Consider the following 19,786-nt stretch of genomic DNA (forward strand, 5'->3'; position numbering starts at 1 on the left):
GGGTGATGATCACAGTCACCGGAAGTGTGGAAACCAACCTGTCCGCCGAGAAGGCCTTTGCCTTCATGCGTGAGTTCGAAAACACCACCAAGTGGGACCCCAACACCCCTGTCATGGACAAAATCACGCCGGGACCCGTAGCTGTGGGGCACAAGTACCACGCCGAGTCCGAGTTCCGCGGGAAACGCCAGACCCTGGTCTATGAGGTCATCGAACTGACGGACAACCACATCAAGCTGCGCGGCGAGAACAAGACCGTCACCTCGTTCGATTCCATCGATGTCATCCCCAACGGGACAGGCTCGGTGGTGAAGTACACGGCCGAGTTCAGCATCCACGGGCCGGCCAAGATCATCCAGCCGCTCCTGAAGCCTGCCTTCAATTCCCTGCGCGATCCCGCGCTGAACGGGATCCGGGACACGCTTAACGCGCTGGCAGCGGCCTGACGGCTTCGAAGAACTCCCGGAGCTCCCGGCGCGGATCGTCCTCCAGCCGGATTTCGTCGCCCAGCACCAGGGTGCTGCGCGCCTCCCCATACTCGGGCCACTCCAGCCCCGCAGTTGCCGGGTTTCCGGTGCCGGCGAAGGCCGCCCAGGCCCCGCTCATGGCGTCGCCGAGGGCTTCCGGTGCCTTGCCCCTGGTGAGGAACGCAGCCTCCGTTGCGTCCAGGTGCCGGAAGACGAAGGGGATGTCCAGTGCGTGGCAGGCACCAAGTTTTCCGCCCATCGCCGGGCTGCGCCACGTGAACAGGTAGGCAAAGGTCTTCCCGGCGCCGCCTTGTGCTGTTGAACCGTCCTCTGCAGCCAGTTGGCGCGCTGCCAGGAGCCGGTTGCTGGGTTGGCGGTAGACGGTATCGGCGATGGCGGCCTCCAGCAGTTCCTTGCCGCCAGGCTCGCGGAACAGCACCCGGGCGAGCGCCTGCGGGTAGCCCGAGGCCTGCGCCGACGGCACCCCCGCACCCGCCAGGACGGCGGCGGCGCGGCCAGGGTAGTCCGGATCGCCGGCGGCAGGAGGCCGCATCTCGACCGCGAAGGAGCCCTCGTTGAGGTTGGTCCCGATCAGCAGGTCCACACCGCTGTTGAGCCCGGCCCGGACGCTGTCCAGCGGCGGCACGGGCAGGGACGGCGTCCCCACCGTGGGCTGGAAGGGCAGCGGCACGGCGAAGGTTTCGGCTGCGAGCCGCCGTTCCAGGGCGGCCTGGGCCTCCAGCAGCCGCTCCACAGGGAGGGTGAGCAGCTCCTTCGCGGTCGATTCGTCCAGGCCACACAGCCCCAGGAACCCGGCGCTGATGCGGGCCGAGTCCTCCGGCCGGCGGTACCGTTCCGCCGTGCCGCTCTGCATGATGGCCCGGCGGAGGAGCCCGTCCGACGCCGGCATGCCCAGCAGGGTGCCGATCGCTGCCGCGCCTGCGGACTCACCGAACACGGTGACGTTGTCCGGGTCGCCGCCGAACGCGCCGATGTTCCGGCGCACCCAGCGGAGGGCCTCCAGCTGGTCCAGCAGGGCGAGGTTTCCGGAGTCTTCATACCCGGCACCCAAAAGATCAGCCAGGTGCAGGAAGCCCAGCGCGCCCAGGCGGTAGTTGATGGACACCAGCACCACGCCCGCCGCGGCGGCGAGCCGGGCGCCGTCGTACATGCCGTCACTGTTGGCGCCCAGAAGGTACGCGCCGCCATGGACCCAAACCATGACCGGCCTGGCGGGACCGTCCGTCCCCGGTGTCCAGATGTTCAGGTTGAGGCAGCCTTCCTCGCTCCAGGTGCGCGGCCTGGCGCCCGGGGGCGCGGGGGATTCGGGGTTCTGCGGCGCAGCGGGTCCCGGTGCCGTGCAGTCCAGCGCTTCGGTCCACGGCGGCACCGGGACCGGGGGCCGGAAGCGGTGGGCGCCCGACGGCGGCGCGGCGTAGGGGATGCCAAGGAACCGGTGGACGGTGGTCCCGTCAGCTTCCAGGGAGCTGCCATGGACGGGTCCGCTGGGCGTGGAGAGGCGCGTCATGGTTGACAGGTTACGGGGTCCGCACAGGTAGGCTGTCATCACCGTTCGGCAGTGGGCGGCCACGATGCTGTGGCGTTTAACCATTGTCCGGAGGTAGACCCGTGCTGAACGCCGGCGTCCCTGAATACAGGGACTTCGCAGACGTTGCCCTGCATCTCCAGGAGTCGTTCCTGCAGAACCAGGAGGTGGAGGCATTCCTCCGTGACCTGGCGGAGTATGCTGCCGCGCGGCTCGGCTCTCCGGATCATGAGTGTTCGTGTGAAATTACGGTGCTGCGTCCCAAGAAGCCCGCGGCGACCGCCAGCAGCCAGCCGGGTGGAGCGCTCATAACCCCGCTGGAGTCCAAGTATGGCGACGGTCCGGGACTGACTGCCATGGGCAGCGGAGGCACGGTCCTGGTGGGAGACCTGCGGCGGGAGCAACGGTGGCCGGAGTACGTCAAGGCGCTCCGGTGGCAGGGCATCCTTTCGGTCCTGAGCATCCCGGCCGCGCTGGAAGGGGACACCCGGGGTGTCCTGACGTTCTACTGCTCACAGCCCGTTGCCTCCGGCAGCGACGGCGTCCGCGCCGCCGAGGCGTTCGTGCGGCAGGCGTCCAAGGGCCTGAAGCTTGCCCTGCGGATGCTGAAGCTGGAGGAGACGCGGGAGGGCATGAGCGCCGCCATGCAGACCCGCACGGTGATCGACCTGGCCACCGGGGCCATCATGGCGCAGAACCGCTGCAGCCAGGCCGCCGCCTTCAAGTTGCTGCGGGACGCGTCCAACAGCAGGAACATGAAGCTTCGCGACGTCGCCGCCGCCGTGGTCGCATCCGTGGCGGGCGCCGCGGACACCTTCAGCTACTTCGACGAGTAGGGGTCTTTCCGCTCCGGGTCATGCCACTCCGGCCGGAAGAGGAACAAATCGGAGTTGCTGAGGGGAGCCCGCAGCAGCAGGCCTTCGGCGGCGCAGTGTTCATTGACGGCCTGGGCCAGCGCGTCCCGCTCCTTGGGCGGGAGGGTCCCCTGGCCATCGCAGTAGTCACGGATGAGCTGTTCGGAGGCATCGCCACCCAGCCCAACGAACTCCAGCCACAACTGGGCCAGGTCCAGCCGGTGTTCCTTGATGACAGCCCCGGTCAGGGCCTGCTGGTCCACGGCATCCATCGTCCCGTCCTCGTGATTGGCTACACTTCTACACTTTGTCTTCGGAACGGCTGGCCGGGTGGATGGGAAAGATTTTTAAAATTCTTTTGCCTGCAAGAATGGGGCCATGCCTCTGCGCACTTACCCCGTCCGGCGGCTGGCAGAGGATCCGGGGAACGTTCTGGACCGGGCACTCTGGCCGGCGGTGCTGCCGCCGGTGTCCCAGGTCCTTGACCAAGGACTCGACCTGGGGCCCGCCACCATCCTGGTCGGCGAGAACGGGTCGGGGAAATCAACCCTGGTTGAAGCCCTCGCGCTCGCCTACGGGCTGTCTCCAGAGGGCGGCTCCACAGGCGCACGGCATGCCACCCGCCGCACCGAATCAGTCCTGGGCGACCACCTGCAGCTCATCCGGAACGCCGGTGCCACCCGGCGGGGGTACTTCCTGAGGGCTGAGACGATGCACGGGTTCTACACGTACCTGGAGCAGAACCCCAGCACAGCCCTCCCGGACATTCCGTTCCACGACATGTCTCACGGAGAGTCCTTCCTGCAGCTGGCAGCCGACCGCTTCAACGGTCCTGGGCTGTGGGTCCTTGACGAACCGGAATCCGCCCTGTCCTTCTCGGGCTGCCTGAGCCTGCTGTCCGTCCTGAAGGAACTGCTGGCCGGCGGAGGATCCCAAGTGGTGATGTCCACGCATTCCCCGTTGCTGGCGGCCCTTCCCGGAGCCTCGATCCTCGAAGTGGGGCCCTGGGGATTACGGCCCCGCGCCTGGGAGGAACTGGAACTCGTCGCGAACTGGCGGCGGTTCATGGACTCGCCGGAACGCTACCTCCGCCACATCTAGACCGCTAGCCCCGGGGGACCTTCGCCCCTAGGCAGCGGACCCGCCCCGGCAGTCAACTTGAGTGTCTGGAGCAGGCAAGCACAACAGGAGGCAAGGACCATGGGCGCATGTGACGTCTGCGGCAGCAGCGAGGGCCGCATGTTCACCGTCAGTATGGGGAACCAGACCGGAACATTCGACAGCTTCGAATGCGCCATCCACATGATGGCGCCGGCCTGCGAGCACTGCGGCTGCCGGATCCTGGGCCATGCCGTTGAAAGCGAGGCCGGCATCTACTGCTGCCTGCACTGCGCAAAGGAAGCGGGGAATCCGCACCAGGCCGCCAAAGCGGAGCACTCGACGGTGGCCGTGCCGGCACAGGGGACCGCAGCGGGCCAGGCCTAGCCCCGCCGGAAGAACTTCACAACAGGAAGAGGGGAACTGTGGCCGGCAGCGGAAGTTTCAGGATCCTGGTGGGCGCGGACGGGTCAGACCAGTCCAAGGCGGCAATGGACTGGGCCATCGAGGAGTCCAGGCTACGCGGCGGCGAGGTGCAGGCCCTGACTGCCTGGAACTTCCCCTACGTCAGCGATGCCCTCGGCACAGCCTGGGACTACGACATCTTCCAGAAGGACGCCCAGGCCATCCTCGAGGCAGAACTCGAACGCGTCAAGGACCGGGGCGTGCCCATCACGGGGCGCATCGTGGAAGGGAATCCGGCGTCGGCACTTATCGACGCCTCCCGGGACGCAGACCTGGTCGCGGTCGGTTCGCGCGGCCACGGCGGATTCACCGGGATGCTGCTCGGCTCCGTGTCCCACCAGACCATCCACCACGCGCACTGCCCGGTCCTGGTGATCCGCGAACCCGGTTCCGCCTAGGGCGTGCGGGGGGCTCCAGGGAACGTGGGGACCCAGCAGCGCACCGCCTCGCGGTAGTGCTGGAACCCGGCGCCGAACCGCTCCGCGAGGTCTGCTTCTTCCAAAGGCCGGACGGCATAGTTCCACACCAGCGAGCCCAGGACTGCGTAGGCCACCACGAGCCACGACTGCAGCAGCAGGCCCACCGCGGCTCCCTGCACTATGCCTGCCACCGCCATCGGGTTCCGGATCCACCGGTAGGGCCCGGCAATCACCAGGCGGTTGGGCATGGCCGACGGCAATGGCGTTCCATCCCCCACGGTGGACATCACCACGGCCGACCAAATCCCCAGGGCGCTCGCCAGGACCAGGAAGGCGGCACCGGCCGGAACTGCCAACGGGGGAAAGGCCAGGGACAGGCCCCAGCGCTGTTCAAGGAAACCCAGGATGGACGGAACAAGGCCCAGGAAGAAACCCCAGAACACCACGATCTGCGCGAGCGTTCCGGCCATGTGGAGTCCCGGTCGTGGCCGGCTGCGGGCCTGCCGGAAAGCGAAGGGGCCGCGCACAATCCACTCGGTAGGTATCCGCCCCAGCAGGACAAGGCAGAGCGCAGCGGCTGAACCTGAGGTGGCAGCTCCCATGGCCAGCACACCCAGGCCCGCCTGGGCCGTGGCGGTGGCATAGACGGCCAGGGCGGCGGTGACGAGGACGGTCCACGAGGTACTGACGCCGGCGGCTGTCCGTACTCCGGCGGCCGCGGCAGCGGAGGCAACAACAAACAGGGGAACGTCGAGGGTGGCGGTGAGGACGGGGTCGAGTCCGCCGAGGGTGGCCCGGCGGATCCCGGGCGAGAGGAAAACAGCGACCCACCAGAGGCCACCAGCCACTGCCTGCAGGGCAAAGTACGCCCGGCCCCACCGAGCCAAATCCCCTTGGGCCAAGCGTGGCACGGATCCCCCCGAATCGTTCCAGTGAATGAAAGCCGCCGCCTCACCGACGTGTCGGGCAGCAAGACTTGTTCCTGAGACTACCTGTTGAGCCGGGACTGCCTGTCGGTCCGGGCGCGGAATCACTCCCGGCCGGCTGCCCCCGGACCTGTGAAAGGACCAGCATGGACATGATTCGGGTCGAGCCCCGGTGCCGCGTGATAATCGACAACGACTGGGCAGGGGACCCGGACGGGCTGGTGGCCCTGGCCCACCATGCGTTGTCGCCCGCCAACAGGATCGTCGGCGTCACCAGTTCACTGACCAATCCGATGTTTGGACCGCCCGGCGGCATGGCGCAAAGGGGCGCAGACCTCGCGGCCGGTTTGCTGCGGGTCCTGAAGCGGCCGGAAGTGTCAGGCGTGCAGGCCGGCTCCGATGCCCCCTTCACCCGGCAAGCCCGGGACAATGCGGCTGCCCGTGCCATTGTGGACCCTCACCCTGGCGTGGGTGGGCGGGGCCGCGGCGAATGAGGAGGAATACAACTACTTCACGGATCCCGCCGCCGCGGATTTTGTGCTGGAAAACCAACAGTTGGCCGTTTGGCAGTTCCCGGCAGAGACGTACCGGCAGGTGGTTGCCCCGGTGGCAGAACTCGATCATGCCTTCAGGAACTCAGGGCCGGCCGGCGCATGGCTGTGGGAGCTCTACAACAGCCTGGAGGTGCCGGATTTCGTGACGTTCGGGCCGTTGTGGTGCCTGGGCGACAGCGCACCCCTGGTGGTCACCGGGCTCGACGACGTCACGTCCACCTTCACGGAAACGGGCACCCGGCCCTCCCGCCGGACCTACACCTCGGTGGATACGCGGCTGATCATGGCGGACTTCCTCGCGAAGCTGCGCCTGCATCAGTAGCAGGCTAAAACAATGGCCCGGACCGCCAGAGGCGGTCCGGGCCATTGTTTGCCACTATGCGGGCTGCGTGACCGTGGATGCAGTGTGCTGCCGGGCGAAGGTGCCCAGCCAGCGTGCACTGTCCTTCGGGGTCCGTTCCTGGGTGGAGCGGTCGACGGCGATCAGGCCGAACATGGGCCGGTAGCCGAAAATCCACTCGAAGTTATCGAACGCGGTCCAGGCGATGTAGCCCCGCACGTCGATGCCGTCGGCAAGGCAGGAGGCAACGCCGTCGACCGCCGCCTCCAGGAAGGCCACGCGCTGCGTGTCATCCTCCGTGGCCAGCCCGTTCTCGGTGACCATCACCGGGGTTCCGGCAACGCGCCAGGCCTCCCGGATGGTTGCTTCCAGGCCCTGGGGGTAGATCTCCTCGCCCATCTGGTTCAACGCCGCTCCCTCCGGAGCGGGAGCGTGGCCGTCCGGGCCGTACACGGTGCGGCCGTAGGTCTGGATGCCCACGAAGTCGTCGCCGCGGGATGCTTCCAGGAACCGCTCGTTGACGTCCCGGCGAACGCGGTCCGCGGTTTCCTCGCCGCCGGGGATGGACTGGATGTCCGAGTTGGCCAGGGTCCAGCCCACCTGCAGCTCCGGTCGGTGCGCCTTGATCGCTGCGGTGGCCGCCTTGTGCGCCGCAAGTTTGACGTTGAAGCCGGCTTCCGTGGAGCAGAACTGGAACGGGGCCACCGTGCCGGCGTCCACGCCAAGCCGTTCCGCCGCGGCTGCCCACATGGGAACCTTCCCGCGGTTCTCCGGTGCTTCCCCGCCGATGCCGAACGATTCCAGCAGCCACGGAAGATTGGGTTCGTTCAGGGTGCAGGCGACGCCGATCAGGTCGCCCAGGTGCGCCATCACACGGTCGCAGTAGCGCGCGAAGAGCTCCGGCGTACGCCCGCCCTCCCAGCCGCCGGACCGCAGCAGCCAGAGCGGCGACGCGAAGTGGTGGAACGTGACCACCGGGGTGAGCCCGTGCTCGTGGCAGGCCTCCAGCACCCGCTTGTAGTGCTCCAGCTCGGCCACCGAGAAGTGCCCCTCTTCCGGTTCGATCCGGGCCCACTCCAGGGAAAAGCGGTAGCTGGTCAAGCCCAGGCCGGCGATCAGCGCGATGTCCTCCCGGTACCGGTTGTAGTGGTCCACGGCGTCCCCCGAGGGCTCGGCGAAGATGGTGCCCGGAAGGTGTTCCAGGAACCAGACATCGCTGTTGACGTTGTTGCCTTCAACCTGGTGGCCGGCGGTAGCCACGCCCCAAAGGAAGTCGTGCGGAAACGGGTTGGTCATAGGGGATTCCTCTCATCATGGACGCGCGGAGGCGTCCCAGGCCTCACTGCCTGCATCCATCCTGTCCAGCGGCGTGACCGCCGCCACAATACTTTTTCAATCAATGACATTCTCATATTTGGTCCCGCAGGCCCCAACGGATTCTTGAAGGGAGCCGGACAGCTCCGGCCCCTCGAATTTCCTCCGTTTGTCACCGTCATAGAAGAATGCGAAGGCGCACCAGATGAAACTTATGACCTCCACCGCACGCGGCAGCGCTGCCGTCCTGACCGGTGCCCTGCTGATGGGTTCCCTGGCCGCCTGCGGCGGCGGCAATTCCCAAGCGTCCGCGAAGGCTGATGCGAGCAGCCTGACCCTGGCCATCGACAGCGATTCGGCCTCCTTCGGCTACGACCCCCTGCGCGTCGCTGCAGCCCAACGCCAGTTCTTCGAGGGCCTCTACGACAGCCTGATGACCCTCCAGCCGGACGGCTCCACGGGCCCCGGCCTGGCCAAGGACTTCAGCTACAACGCGGACAGCACCGTCCTGACGCTCAACCTCAAGGACGACATCACCTTCACGGACGGCTCCAAGCTTGACGCGGCACTGGTCAAGGCCAACCTGGACCGCCGGTCCGACCCCGCCCTGACCGCCTACTCCGCCGTGGCCAAGGGCGGCGCCCAGGAAATCACGTCCGTGGACGTAGTCAGCCCCACCCAGGTGACCCTGACCTTCGCCAAGCCGCAGCCCGGATTCGAGAAAAACCTGGCCTCCACCACCGGAATGATCGTGGGCAAGAACGGTGTCACGGACACCGCCAGCCTGGCTGCCACGCCGGACGGTTCCGGTCCCTACACCCTTGACCCGTCCACCGTGAAGGGCAACAAGTACATCCTGGTCAAGAACGACAAAAGCGCTGACGCAGCCAGGTTCGCCTACAAGAAGGTTGTCTTCAGCGTCGTCCTGGACCCCCAGGCCCGCGCCAACGCCCTGGTCTCGGGGCAGGCCGACGTCGCGATGCTGACGTCCTCCACGGTGGACTTCGCCAAGTCCAAGGGAGTGGGCGTTTCCCAGGCGGGCGGCACCGTCAACACCATGATCTCGTTCGACAAGATCGGCAAGACCGCGCCGGCGTTCGCACAGGAAAAGGTCCGCCAGGCCATCCAGTACGCCATCAACCGCCAGGCCCTGGTGGATGCCCTGCACAAGGGTGACATCCCCGCCTGGAATGCCCTCCCCAAGGACTCCGCGGGCTTCACCAAGGACCTCGAAACCAGCTTCGCCTATAACCCGGACAAGGCCAAGAGCCTGCTGGCCGAGGCCGGCTACCCCAACGGCTTCGAATTCACGATCATCGCCGGCGCCCAGACCCAGACAGACCTCCAGGCCGTCCAAAAGGACCTCGCCGCCGTCGGCATCACCATGAACGTGAAGATGGCCGCTTCCACCGACGAAGCCTTCGCCGCCGTCGCCACCACGCCCCTGGGGTACGCGCCGCTGAACTGGGACAACCCGGTCGGCGTCATGTACGGCGTCGTCCTCAACGGTTTCACCAACGTCCAGAAGGCCACCGATGACCCGCTCAGCGCCGCCACCGGCGAGCTGGCCGCGGCCAAGGACGACGCTGCCGTGAAGGCCGCCGCCACCAAGCTGAACACGCGGCTGGTGGAGTCCGGCTGGATGATCCCGCTGTACGAGGCGCTGACCAACCAGGGGTACAACACCAAGAAGGTAGCCCCGGTGAAGTTCGCCGGCACCAACGCCTACCCGCTCCTCTCGTCCTACACGCCGGCAAGCTGATACCCGCACCTTCCCGGGCGGCCGAAGGACCAGGGCCGCCCGGGAGGGGCCTGACCGATGGAGGTCACCATGGCACTATTCATCACCAAGCGCCTGCTGATGGCGCTGGCCACCGTGCTGGTGGTTGCGGTGCTGGCATTCCTGCTGGTGCACGCGATGCCGGGCAGCCCGGGGGCCGTGTCCCTTGGCGCCGGTGCGTCCCAGGAAGCCATTGACGAGGTCAACCAGCGGCTGGGCTGGAACGATCCGCTGCCGGCGCAGTTCATCACCTGGCTCGGTTCCGCAGTACAGGGCGACCTGGGCGTCTCGCTCATTGATGGCCGCTCCGTCAGCACAGACCTCGCCAGCCGCCTGCCCGTCACGGCCTCCCTCGCCGCCGGTGCCACCATCCTCAGCGCCATCCTGGGCATCGCCCTTGGCGTCACGGCCGCGGTCCGCGGGGGAGTGCTCGACCAGGCAATCGGCGGCTTCGTGGGCCTCCTGGTTGCCCTGCCCGCCTTCTGGGTGGGCGTCATCTTCGTGTACCTGTTCGCCGTCCAGTCCTCAATCTTTCCGGCCACAGGTTATGTGCCGTTCGACGTTTCGCCGCAGGACTGGGCTTTGTCCCTGGCGCTGCCGGTGATCACGCTGGCGGTGGGCGGCGCCGCCTTCATTGCCCGCCAGACCAGGGCGTCCATGCTTGAAGCCCTGCAGCAGGAACACATCCGCACGCTGCGCGCCACGGCCACGCCCACGTGGAAGATCCTGTACGTCCACGCCCTGCGCTACGCCAGCCTGCCCATTGTGGCCGGCATCGCCCTGCAGTTCATCGGCCTGTTCGGCGGTTCCGTCATCGCGGAGCAGCTGTTCGCCATGCCCGGACTGGGGCAGGCCGTCCAGACCTCCGTCAGCACCCACGATGCCCCTGCCGTCCAGGGCGTGGTGGTGATCGCCACCGTGGTGGTGGTCGCCGTCAACCTGGTGCTGGAACTCGCCACCAAGTTCCTCGACCCGAAGTTGCGTGCCTCATGATCCCCACAGTTTCCCCGGCCCCCGCGGACGCGGACCAGGCAGGAAGTACGACGGCGGCAGGCGCCTCCGTGCCCGGCGCAGGCAAGGCTGCACCCACCAGATTGTCCAGGCACTGGCTCCTCAGTTCGCCCGGTGCCGTGGCCGGACTGCTCTGGCTGGCCGTGGTGGTCACCGCGTCCCTGACGGCTCCACTCTGGCTGCCGTTCAAGACCGAGGACCAGGATTTCACCGCCGTCCTGTCCGGCCCCACCGCCGCCCACTGGCTGGGGACCGACGAACTGGGCCGCGACATCCTCAGCCGCATCTTCGCTGCCGCGGCAGGCACCCTGGGAACGTCGATGATCACGGTGATTGTCGGCGTCGGACTCGGCACCGTCCTCGCCATGGCCGCTGCCGGTGCCGGCGAGCGGACCGAAGCCGTGATCAACCGCATCACCGAAATCATGATGTCCCTGCCGGGCACGGTGATCATCCTGGCCGTCATCGGCGCCGTGGGCACCAACATCCCCATGGTCATGGCCATCCTGGGCATCCTGATGTCCGCCGGCATCTACCGGGTGATCCTGGGCCAGGCCAAATCACTGCAGTCCCAGCTCTACGTGGACGCGGCCAAGGTGGACGGCGTGGGGCCGCTGGGCATCAGTGTCCGGCACGTCCTGCCCGGCCTTGCCAACACCATCGTGGTCCAGGCGGCCCTCATCTTCGCCGTGGGCATGCTCATCCAGGCAGGCCTGGCGTTCATCGGGTTCGGGCCGCCCATCCCGCAGCCCAGCTGGGGCGGCATGATCCAGGGCGCCTCCCAGCACGTCTATGACGCCCCCTGGATGATGGTGCCCACCGGCGCCGTGCTGGCACTGACGGTCCTGTCCGCCAACGCCATCGGCAATGCGCTCGGCAAGGCGCCCAACGCCGCGGCCCCGCACCTGCCCTCCGCGGCAGCCCGCCGCCAGCGGGCCAGGGCCGTCGCCGCCGTCGCCGCGGCTGCCCCGGCGCCCGGGGACGGCGCCCCCGGGGACGCGCCAAAGGGCACCCTGTCCGTGCGCAGCCTGTCCGTCGGCGTCGGCAATGCGGGGACAGGCAACGGCGTCCGGCTGGTCACCGACGTCTCCTTCGACGTCGAACAGGGCACCGTCCTGGGACTGGTGGGCGAATCCGGCTGCGGCAAGACCATGACGGCGCTGTCCCTCCTGGGCTTGCTCCCGTCCGGCGTCTCGGTAACCGGGGGCCAGATCCTCTGGAACGGGAAGAACCTTGCGGCCGCCACGGACAAGGAGATGGAAGGCATCCGGGGCCGTGACATCGCCCTGATCAGCCAGGAGCCCATGCGGGCACTGGATCCGATGTTCACGGTGGGCTACCAGCTCACGGCAACCATCCGGCGGCTCCGCGGCCTGGGCAAGGCCGAAGCCCGGAAGGAGGCCCTGGCCCTGCTGGAGAAGGTGGGCATCGTGGATGCCGCCCGGATCCTGAAGACCTATCCGCACCAGATCAGCGGTGGCATGGCCCAGCGCGTGGCCATCGCCCTGGCCCTTTCCGGCCAGCCCAAACTGCTGGTGGCGGACGAGCCCACCACAGCCCTGGATGTTACGGTCCAGGCCGAGATCCTGTCCCTGCTGCGGGCCCTGGTGAAGGACACCGGCATGTCCGTGGTGATGGTCACCCACGACCTCGGCGTGGTGGCGGACATCTGCGACCAGGTGGCCGTCATGTACGCCGGGCAGGTGGTGGAGAACGGAAAGACCCAGGCCATCCTGGACAACCCGCGCCACCCCTACACCCTGGCCCTGCTCGCCGCCGACCCGCACGCCAACCACGGGGACGCCATGCCGGAGCGGCTTGCCACGATTCAAGGCCAGGTGCCGCAGCCCAAGGACTGGCCCTCCGGCTGCCGCTTCGCCGCCCGCTGCCAGTTCGCCGGCTCCGCGTGCACGGAACCGGTCCCGCTGCTGGCGTCCGGCACCGGCGACGGCCTGGTCCGTTGCGTCAAGGCGGACCAGCTGGCTGTTGAGGGCATGGACTGGCTGGCCACGGACGTCCCCGCTGCCCGGCTCCTTCCGGTCACCCCGGTCAGCCCAACGAACACCACCATCGTCGAAAAGGACCTGGCATGAGCACCGCAGTCACGGAACGCCGCGATTCACCAGCACCTGCAGCCGGCACCCCCGTCCTGGAGGTCAAGGACCTGGTGGTCCGCTACGGCCGCGGGCGCAAGGCAGCCGCCGCACCCGCCGCCGTCGACCACGTCAGCTTTTCGATTGCGCCCGGCGAGACCGTGGGCCTGGTGGGGGAGTCCGGCTCCGGGAAGTCCACCATCGGCAAGGCCATCCTGGGCCTGCAGAAGGTCTCCGGCGGCTCCATCAGCTACCAGGGCAGGGACATCACGTCCGCCAATGCCGCACAGCGGCGGGCACTGGGCGGGGAACTGCGCGCCGTCTTCCAGGACCCCAACTCCTCGCTGAACCCGCGCAACACCATCGGCACCTCCCTTGCCGAACCGCTCCGGCTGCGCGGCGTTTCACCCACTGAAGCCAGGGCTAAAGCGGAGGACATGCTGGAACGCGTCGGGTTGCCGCGGGAGGCCGTGGACCGGTACCCCAGCCAGTTCTCCGGCGGGCAGCGGCAGCGGATCTCCGTGGCCCGCGCCCTGATCTGCGACGCCCAGCTGGTGGTCTGCGATGAGGCCGTCAGCGCCCTGGATCTATCCACCCAGGCGCAGGTCCTCAACCTGCTGGCCGATCTCCGCGACGAACGCGGCCTGAGCTACCTGTTCATTGCGCACGACATCGCCGTGGTCCAGTTCCTGGCCGAACGGGTGGTGGTGCTCTACCGCGGCCAGGTGATGGAAACCGGGCCGGCCGCCGCCGTCACGGAAAACCCGAAACACCCCTTCACCCAGGCCCTGGTGGCCGCGTCCCCGGTGCCCCGGCCTGCCGAGCAGGCCGCCCGGCGGGAAGCCCGCGAATCGCTGGGTGTCCGCACCGGCGCCGCCGCCGTTCCCGGGCCCGGCGGCTGCCCGTTCCGGCTCCGCTGCCCGCTCGCCACCGAGCTGTGTGCCACGGAACGGCCGGCCCTGCGCCGCGTGGGTGCCGCCGACGTCGCCTGCCACTACGCCTGAATTTGCTGCCCTACTTCAGAACGGACCATCCCGCATGACATCCATCTGGCACGCCGCCATGATCACCCCCGAGCAGGATTTCGACGGCGCCCCGCGCCTCCGCAAGGCGTTCCGGCTCGACGAGGGCCACGGCGGCGTGGTGAAGGCAACGCTGCGGGCCACCGCCCTGGGCGTCTATGAGGCGTTCATCAACGGCACCCCGGTGGGTGACGACGTGCTGAGCCCGGGCTGGAGCTCCTATGAGTGGCGCGTGCGCTACCGCACCTATGACGTCACCGCGCTGGTTGGCCCGTCCACCGTGCTCGGCATCGAGCTGGGCAACGGCTGGTACCGTGGCCGGCTGGCCTGGCACGGCCTGTCCAACCTGTATGGCAGCGAGCTGGGCTTCGCTGGGCAGCTGGACATCGAGTTCGCGGACGGTCATGTGCAGTCGGTCGCCTCGGACACTTCCTGGCAGGCCGGACCTTCCGCCACCACCTTCAACGACCTCTACGACGGGCAGACCATCGACGCCAGACGCGCCCAGCCGGGCTGGGCGGAGCCCGGCTTCGCGCCCGGGACTGACTGGACGGGCGTGCGGGAGCTGGAGTTCGATGCCGGCCGGCTGGCTGAGCCGGTGGGCCCGCCCGTGGTGCGTGCCGGCGTCGTCCGTCCCGTGGAAATCCTCGCCTCACCCGCAGGGAAGACCCTGGTGGACTTCGGCCAGAACCTGGTGGGATGGCTACGTTTCAGCCTGCAGGGGGAGGCCGGACACGTGATCACCGTCCGGCACGCGGAAGTGCTGGAAAACGGGGAACTGGGCGTCCGGCCGCTGCGCTCTGCAAAGGCCGAGGATATGTTCATCCTCTCCGGCGGCAAGGACCTTTTCGAGCCCACCAAGACCTTCCACGGCTTCCGGTATGCCGAGGTCACCGGCTGGCCCGGAACCCTCACCGCAGATGATCTCGAGGCCGTGGTGGTCCACTCCGACCTGGAGCGGACCGGCACCTTCGAGTGCTCCAACGACCTCGTCAACCAGCTGCACCGCAACGTCGTCTGGGGCCTGCGCGGCAACTTCCTGGACCTTCCCACCGACTGCCCGCAGCGCGACGAACGGCTCGGCTGGACCGGCGACATCGCCGTCTTCGCACCCACCGCCGCCTACCTGTACGACGTCAAGGGCTTCCTGCAGGACTGGCTGCTGGACCTCGCCGTGGAGCAGAAGGCACAGGACGGCCTGGTCCCCATCGTGGTCCCGGATGTCCTGAAGTACTGCCCGCAGCCGCCGGAATTCCCGTCGCCCGAGTCCTCCGCGCTGTGGAGCGAAGCCTCGGTGTGGGTGCCTTGGGCGCTGTGGGAGGCGTACGGTGACCTCGGCGTGCTGCGGAACCAGTACGAATCCATGGCTGCGCACACCCGCCGCGTGGAGGGCCTGCTCTCGCCGTCCGGGCTGTGGGATTCCGGCTTCCAGTTCGGCGACTGGCTGGACCCTGATGCCGCGCCGGACCAGCCGTGGGCAGCCAAGGCGGACACCGCCGTCGTGGCCACCGCCTGCATGTACCGCACCGCCCGGCTCACCGCCCAGGCCGCCGGGCTGCTGGGAAAGCACGACGACGAGGCCCACTTCAACGCGCTCGCGGACCGGGTGCGGAACGCCTTCGCCGAGCACTACGTGGCGCCCGGCGGCACCATCCGCAGCGACTGCACCACGGTCTACGCGCTGGCCATCGCCTTCGACATCCTGGCCACCCCCGAGCTGCGGGAGTTTGCCGGGAACCGCCTGGCCGAGCTGGTCCGGGACAATGGCTACCGGGTGTCCACCGGGTTCGCGGGAACGCCGTTCATCACCCACGCCCTCACGGACACCGGCCACGTGGATGAGGCCTACCGGCTCCTGCTGGAAGAAGGCTGCCCGTCCTGGCTGTACCCGGTCACCATGGATGCCACCACCGTCTGGGAACGCTGGGACTCCATGCTCCCGGACGGCACCATCAACCCCGGGCAGATGACCAGCTTCAACCACTACGCCCTGGGCGCCGTGGCGGACTGGATGCACAAGGCCATCGGCGGCATCCGCCCGCAGGAGCCCGGTTACGCGCGCGTCCTCATCCAGCCGCAGCCGGGGGAGGGGATCAGTTGGGCCAGGACGTCCCTGAAGACCCCGCACGGTGAGGTCCGCGTGGCATGGACGTCCGACGACGGGGAGTTCCGGCTCGAGGCGACCGTTCCCGCCGGGGTGGCGGCCGACGTCGTCCTTCCGGACGGCGCCCGGCACACGGTTGAGGGCGGGGAGTACTCCTTCGCGGCAGGGCTGGGCCTGGCGGTGCGGTAGCCGGGGGAAAAGCCGGGGAGTAGTGCAGGCACGGCGCTGATCTGCAACGATGTGCCACAGGACCAAACCCAGGAGGACTCATGCCGTACACCGTGGATTTCAAGAACGTCTCCACCACCGGCCTGGAATCGTCACCGGTGGCGGAGGCGCTGGCGGGGCTGCGCGCGAACGAGGCGCGCTATTACAAGAACAAATACGACCACGACTTCACCGTCACCCCGGCCGAAGACGACCCGGAGACGCTGCAGTACATCACCAACATCCTGTCCACGGAGCGGAACCTGGTGATCGCGTCCAAGCCCCTTGAGGTGTCCTCCTTTGAGGTGGACGGGCTGCGGATGGCGTACGTGTTCTACGAGTCCGGGCTGTCCATCAACGTCATGTACAGCCTTGAAGAGGGCGGCAAGCGGGCCGTGGGCTTCAAGCTGTCCGACGGCATGGAGGTCCCGGAGGAACTGGCATCCAGCTTCAAGTTCGCCCGGCAGAAGTCCAAGCTCGCGGGCACCATCCGCGGCTCCTACTTTGTGATCAAGGGCCAGTACTAGGGTCAGCACAAGGCCGCAGGGCCGAAGAATGCCTTCCAACGATTGGAACCGGGCCCTGCCTGGGGCGCCGCTGGGCGGCACGATAGCGGGATGACCTCCAATCCCATCCTTGCCGGCTTCAACCCCGACCCGAGCATCGCCAGCGCCCCGGACGGTTTCTACCTGGTCACGTCGTCCTTCGAATACCTGCCGGGCCTGCCGGTCTACCACAGCGAGGACCTGGAACGCTGGGAACTGGTAGGCCATGTGGCTACAAGGGAGGAGCAGGTCCGGATTGCCCAGGTCCCCACGCCGGGCGGCGTCTGGGCGCCCACCCTGCGCTACCGGGACGGTGTGTTCTACCTGATCGTCTCCGTGTTCCTCGGTGGCCGCGGTTGCGTCCTGTTCACGGCCGCCGATCCCGCGGGCCCATGGAGCGACGGGACGGTCATCGAGGCGGTGGACGGCATCGACCCGGACCTCGCCTGGGACGACGACGGAGCTGCGTTCGTGACGTTTGCCCGCCACCCCGACGCCCTCCAGCAGGTGCGGGTGGACCTCGCAACCGGGGAAGCCCTCGAGAAGCCGCGACCGCTGTGGTCCGGCAGCGGGCTGTATTCGCCGGAAGGCCCGCACCTTTACCGGCGCGGTGACTGGTGGTACCTGCTGGCGGCCGAGGGCGGCACGGACAGGGGCCATGCTGTGACCGTGGCACGGTCGCGGCGGCCGGACGGGCCGTTCGAATCCGCTCCGCACAATCCCCTCCTCACCGCCGCGGGAACCGGCTCGCCCGTCCAGAACACCGGGCACGCAGACCTCGTTGAGCTTCCCGACGGCGGAACAGCCATGGTCCTTCTGGGTGTCCGCCCGGTGGGGCTGGCGAAGTCGTTCTCACCGCTGGGCCGTGAGACGTTCCTGACCACCGTGGACTGGATTGACGGCTGGCCGCACGCCCGGATGCCGCAGCCCGGCGTGACGCCGCCGGAGCAGCTTGAGTACGACTTCAGCAACGGTGCCGGACTGGAGGATCCGCGATGGATCGGTGTCCGCAGGACGCCCGCTGAGTTCTCGGCACCCACGTCCAAAGGGCTTCTGCTCAGGGGCGAAGGCAGCACCATGGGGTCGCCCAGGCCTTGTTTCGTCGCCCAACGCCAGCGACACCTCGCGATGGAATTCAGGGCCGTGCTGGACGTCGGCTCCGGCGCGGGCGGCATCGCCGTGCGGAACGCCGAGGACAACTGGTTCGGCATCGAGGCCCGCCAGGACGGCGACGCCGTCAGGATCACGGCGCGTGCCGTTGTCGCGGGCTTTGACCGCATCTGGGAAGCAACTGTTCCGTCCGGGGATGTTGAGCTGGCAGTCGAGGCCAGCCCGCCGCCGTCGGACTTCCGCGCCGGCGCCGTGGGCGGCGACAGGATCCGCCTGCTGGTCCGTGACGCCGGGGCGGGCGGCAGCGCTGAAGGCGAGCTGCTCACCGAACTGGACGGACGACACTGGGCCTTCGAAACTGCCAAGGCCTTCACCGGCAGGGCTTTTGGCGTCTTCGCGGTGGACGGCGAGGTCCTGGTCCGCCGGCTGTCCTACCGCGGCGGGGACTGACCCGCTAAGCCACCACCGCTCCGGGCCGTGCGGCGGGTCCGGCCGGCGCCGTGCATGCGGCCCTCGCCGGATCTACCACGGCAAGCTGGCCGGTCGTGTCCGGGACGCCGGGAAGGTGTATGGCAGGGGCCTCGGCGCCGGCCTCCGTACCGCGGGCGCCGCGCAGGCGGAGGAGCGAAACGGCGGAAATGAGGAGCCACGCGGCGTTGGTGGCTACTGAGGGCCACGCCTCGTGGAAGGCGCCGTTGAGGATAAAGGCAGCGGCGCCGAGGAGGTTGGCGCCTTGGAACGCCCGGCCGGCCTTCACCCACCCCATGGAGACCGACAGAAACGCGGTCAGAATCAAGGCGGCGCCGGCCCAACCGGAAATTTCCCAAACGAGTTCCATTGGTGTCCTTTCGTAAATCGTTACCTAATGGCAATTCTGGGGGCCCGTAGACGTGTAGTTCAATTGCATTCTTCTGCACTCCTGGTTTAGAAATGCTTAACATGGACATGGATCCCCGCCGGCTGCTCGTGCTGCTGGCTGTCGCCCGGACCGGCGGCGTGCTCGCAGCCGCCGATGAACTGCACCTCACGCCCTCCGCGGTGTCCCAGCAAATCACCAAGCTGGAGCGGGAAACCGGGCATGCGCTGATGGTCCGCACCCCGAAGGGGTCTGTGCTGACTCCTGCGGGCCTTGCCATGGCTGAAGCCGGCGAGGAGATTGAACGCGCCCTCAGTGTTGCCCGGATCCGGATGGAGAGCGGGGCCAACATTTCAGGTGTGGTGCGGCTGGGCGGCTTCACCAGTTTCATCCGCACCGTGGTGATCCCCCGGCTGCCTGAGTGGCGGAGCAAATATCCGCAGCTCCAGATCCGCATCGTGGAGGACGATTTTCCAGCCCTGCTGCGGCTTCTCCGGCAACGCCAGCTCGACGCCGTGGTGGTGGAACACGACTCCACCACCGCCGGCCAGCTTTCACTCGGGGCAGGAATGATCGAGGAACCTCTGCTGGATGAACCGTGGAGGCTGGCGGTGCCCACCGGAGCGCTGCTTAGCACTGAAAGCGTGGACCTTGCCCGGCTGCCGCTTCCCTGGCTCGGGGTGGATTCCGCAGCCGCGAACTCCGCAGTATTGGGGCGGCTGCGCCATTCAACGGGCGCCAGTATGGAGACTTCGCACCAGTACCAGGAGACGCTGACGGCGCTGGCACTGGTCGCTGCCGGCGAAGGGGTTGCCATCGTGCCCACGCTGGCCCTGGCTGGCGTGGCCCATGAAGGGGTGGACATCCTTGACGTTCCCGGGCTGGGGACACGGCGCATCGTCCTGCGGCGGTTCGACGGGCGCCGGCGTTCCAGCACCCCGGTGGACACCGTGGCGCGGCTCCTGCGCGAATCAGCGGCGGCGTTCGATACGCGGTCGGCGTCCTGACCGGCCCTGATGTGCAGTCCGCGGTGCCGTTGACCCCCTGCAGGGGCATGGGTACTGTGGGCGCACAA

At 68.1% G+C, this 19,786-nt stretch carries 20 protein-coding genes; 15 read left to right on the forward strand and 5 right to left on the reverse strand.

Features of this window, described 5'->3' with window-relative positions:
• Positions 1-5: 5 nt before the first annotated feature.
• Positions 6-446 carry an SRPBCC family protein gene (locus tag LDO22_RS15420; protein WP_159634141.1) on the forward strand — a complete coding sequence of 147 codons (441 nt, stop codon included), beginning with the start codon at positions 6-8 and terminating at the stop codon, positions 444-446.
• Here the strand turns inward: LDO22_RS15420 and LDO22_RS15425 are convergent.
• Positions 424-1,995, reverse strand: a complete 1,572-nt coding sequence (locus tag LDO22_RS15425) for a carboxylesterase family protein (protein ID WP_224024339.1) — start codon at positions 1,993-1,995, stop codon at positions 424-426. The genes LDO22_RS15420 and LDO22_RS15425 overlap by 23 nt on opposite strands.
• A 101-nt stretch (positions 1,996-2,096) precedes the next feature.
• Between LDO22_RS15425 and LDO22_RS15430 the strand changes: the two genes are divergently transcribed.
• Positions 2,097-2,849, forward strand: coding sequence for a GAF and ANTAR domain-containing protein (locus LDO22_RS15430; RefSeq protein ID WP_224024341.1), 753 nt, complete (start codon positions 2,097-2,099; stop codon positions 2,847-2,849).
• Here LDO22_RS15430 and LDO22_RS15435 read toward each other — a convergent pair.
• Positions 2,834-3,139 carry a hypothetical protein gene (locus LDO22_RS15435; RefSeq protein WP_159634131.1) on the reverse strand — a complete coding sequence of 102 codons (306 nt, stop codon included), beginning with the start codon at positions 3,137-3,139 and terminating at the stop codon, positions 2,834-2,836. The genes LDO22_RS15430 and LDO22_RS15435 overlap by 16 nt on opposite strands.
• A gap of 106 nt (positions 3,140-3,245) precedes the next feature.
• Here LDO22_RS15435 and LDO22_RS15440 point away from each other — a divergent pair, with 106 nt between their 5' ends.
• The 3 genes from LDO22_RS15440 to LDO22_RS15450 all read left to right on the forward strand — a co-directional run bounded on the left by LDO22_RS15440 (position 3,246) and on the right by LDO22_RS15450 (position 4,828).
• Positions 3,246-3,968, forward strand: a complete 723-nt coding sequence (locus LDO22_RS15440; protein ID WP_159634128.1) for an ATP-binding cassette domain-containing protein — start codon at positions 3,246-3,248, stop codon at positions 3,966-3,968.
• A 99-nt stretch (positions 3,969-4,067) separates the two neighbouring features.
• Positions 4,068-4,352, forward strand: coding sequence for a hypothetical protein (locus LDO22_RS15445; RefSeq protein WP_159634125.1), 285 nt, complete (start codon positions 4,068-4,070; stop codon positions 4,350-4,352).
• Positions 4,353-4,390: 38 nt separating this feature from the next.
• The gene (locus LDO22_RS15450) at positions 4,391-4,828 is read left to right on the forward strand and encodes a universal stress protein (protein WP_224024343.1); all 438 of its coding nucleotides are present in this window, start codon (positions 4,391-4,393) and stop codon (positions 4,826-4,828) included.
• Here the strand turns inward: LDO22_RS15450 and LDO22_RS15455 are convergent.
• Complete coding sequence (locus LDO22_RS15455) at positions 4,825-5,736, reverse strand: isoprenylcysteine carboxylmethyltransferase family protein (RefSeq protein ID WP_224024345.1); 912 nt, start codon at positions 5,734-5,736, stop codon at positions 4,825-4,827. The two genes, LDO22_RS15450 and LDO22_RS15455, sit on opposite strands and share 4 nt — an antisense overlap.
• Positions 5,737-5,921: 185 nt before the next feature.
• Between LDO22_RS15455 and LDO22_RS15460 the strand changes: the two genes are divergently transcribed.
• Entirely contained in the window at positions 5,922-6,269 is a 348-nt protein-coding gene (locus tag LDO22_RS15460; protein ID WP_224024347.1) for a hypothetical protein, read from the forward strand.
• A complete protein-coding gene (locus tag LDO22_RS15465) occupies positions 6,217-6,651 on the forward strand; it encodes a hypothetical protein (RefSeq protein ID WP_224024349.1) in 435 nt (144 codons plus the stop codon). The genes LDO22_RS15460 and LDO22_RS15465 overlap by 53 nt, the downstream gene beginning before the upstream one ends.
• 54 nt (positions 6,652-6,705) lie before the next feature.
• On the opposite strand, the gene LDO22_RS15470 is transcribed toward LDO22_RS15465, so the two are convergent.
• Positions 6,706-7,965, reverse strand: a complete 1,260-nt coding sequence (locus tag LDO22_RS15470) for a family 1 glycosylhydrolase (RefSeq protein ID WP_224024351.1) — start codon at positions 7,963-7,965, stop codon at positions 6,706-6,708.
• 223 nt (positions 7,966-8,188) lie between these two features.
• Here LDO22_RS15470 and LDO22_RS15475 point away from each other — a divergent pair, with 223 nt between their 5' ends.
• From LDO22_RS15475 to LDO22_RS15505, 7 genes are all read left to right on the forward strand, one after another.
• Positions 8,189-9,745: an ABC transporter substrate-binding protein gene (locus LDO22_RS15475; protein ID WP_224024353.1), complete on the forward strand. Its 1,557-nt coding sequence runs from the start codon at positions 8,189-8,191 to the stop codon at positions 9,743-9,745.
• Positions 9,746-9,802: 57 nt separating this feature from the next.
• Positions 9,803-10,756 (forward strand): ABC transporter permease, encoded by a 954-nt coding sequence (locus tag LDO22_RS15480; protein WP_308209025.1) that lies wholly within the window; start codon positions 9,803-9,805, stop codon positions 10,754-10,756.
• Positions 10,753-12,867: a dipeptide/oligopeptide/nickel ABC transporter permease/ATP-binding protein gene (locus LDO22_RS15485; RefSeq protein ID WP_224024357.1), complete on the forward strand. Its 2,115-nt coding sequence runs from the start codon at positions 10,753-10,755 to the stop codon at positions 12,865-12,867. The genes LDO22_RS15480 and LDO22_RS15485 overlap by 4 nt, the downstream gene beginning before the upstream one ends.
• On the forward strand, positions 12,864-13,871 hold the full coding sequence (locus tag LDO22_RS15490) for an ABC transporter ATP-binding protein (protein ID WP_224024359.1): 1,008 nt from the start codon (positions 12,864-12,866) through the stop codon (positions 13,869-13,871). The genes LDO22_RS15485 and LDO22_RS15490 overlap by 4 nt, the downstream gene beginning before the upstream one ends.
• Positions 13,872-13,905: 34 nt before the next feature.
• Positions 13,906-16,182 carry a family 78 glycoside hydrolase catalytic domain gene (locus tag LDO22_RS15495; RefSeq protein WP_224024361.1) on the forward strand — a complete coding sequence of 759 codons (2,277 nt, stop codon included), beginning with the start codon at positions 13,906-13,908 and terminating at the stop codon, positions 16,180-16,182.
• Between the two features lie 80 nt (positions 16,183-16,262).
• Positions 16,263-16,727: a phage tail protein gene (locus LDO22_RS15500; protein ID WP_224024363.1), complete on the forward strand. Its 465-nt coding sequence runs from the start codon at positions 16,263-16,265 to the stop codon at positions 16,725-16,727.
• Positions 16,728-16,817: 90 nt separating this feature from the next.
• The gene (locus tag LDO22_RS15505) at positions 16,818-18,305 is read left to right on the forward strand and encodes a glycoside hydrolase family 43 protein (protein ID WP_224024365.1); all 1,488 of its coding nucleotides are present in this window, start codon (positions 16,818-16,820) and stop codon (positions 18,303-18,305) included.
• 4 nt (positions 18,306-18,309) lie between these two features.
• On the opposite strand, the gene LDO22_RS15510 is transcribed toward LDO22_RS15505, so the two are convergent.
• The gene (locus tag LDO22_RS15510; RefSeq protein ID WP_224024367.1) at positions 18,310-18,693 is read right to left on the reverse strand and encodes a hypothetical protein; all 384 of its coding nucleotides are present in this window, start codon (positions 18,691-18,693) and stop codon (positions 18,310-18,312) included.
• A gap of 101 nt (positions 18,694-18,794) precedes the next feature.
• Here LDO22_RS15510 and LDO22_RS15515 point away from each other — a divergent pair, with 101 nt between their 5' ends.
• On the forward strand, positions 18,795-19,718 hold the full coding sequence (locus LDO22_RS15515) for a LysR family transcriptional regulator (RefSeq protein WP_224024369.1): 924 nt from the start codon (positions 18,795-18,797) through the stop codon (positions 19,716-19,718).
• Positions 19,719-19,786: the final 68 nt, after the last annotated feature.

Source organism: Arthrobacter sp. NicSoilC5 (genome assembly GCF_019977395.1).
Lineage (GTDB): Bacteria > Actinomycetota > Actinomycetes > Actinomycetales > Micrococcaceae > Arthrobacter.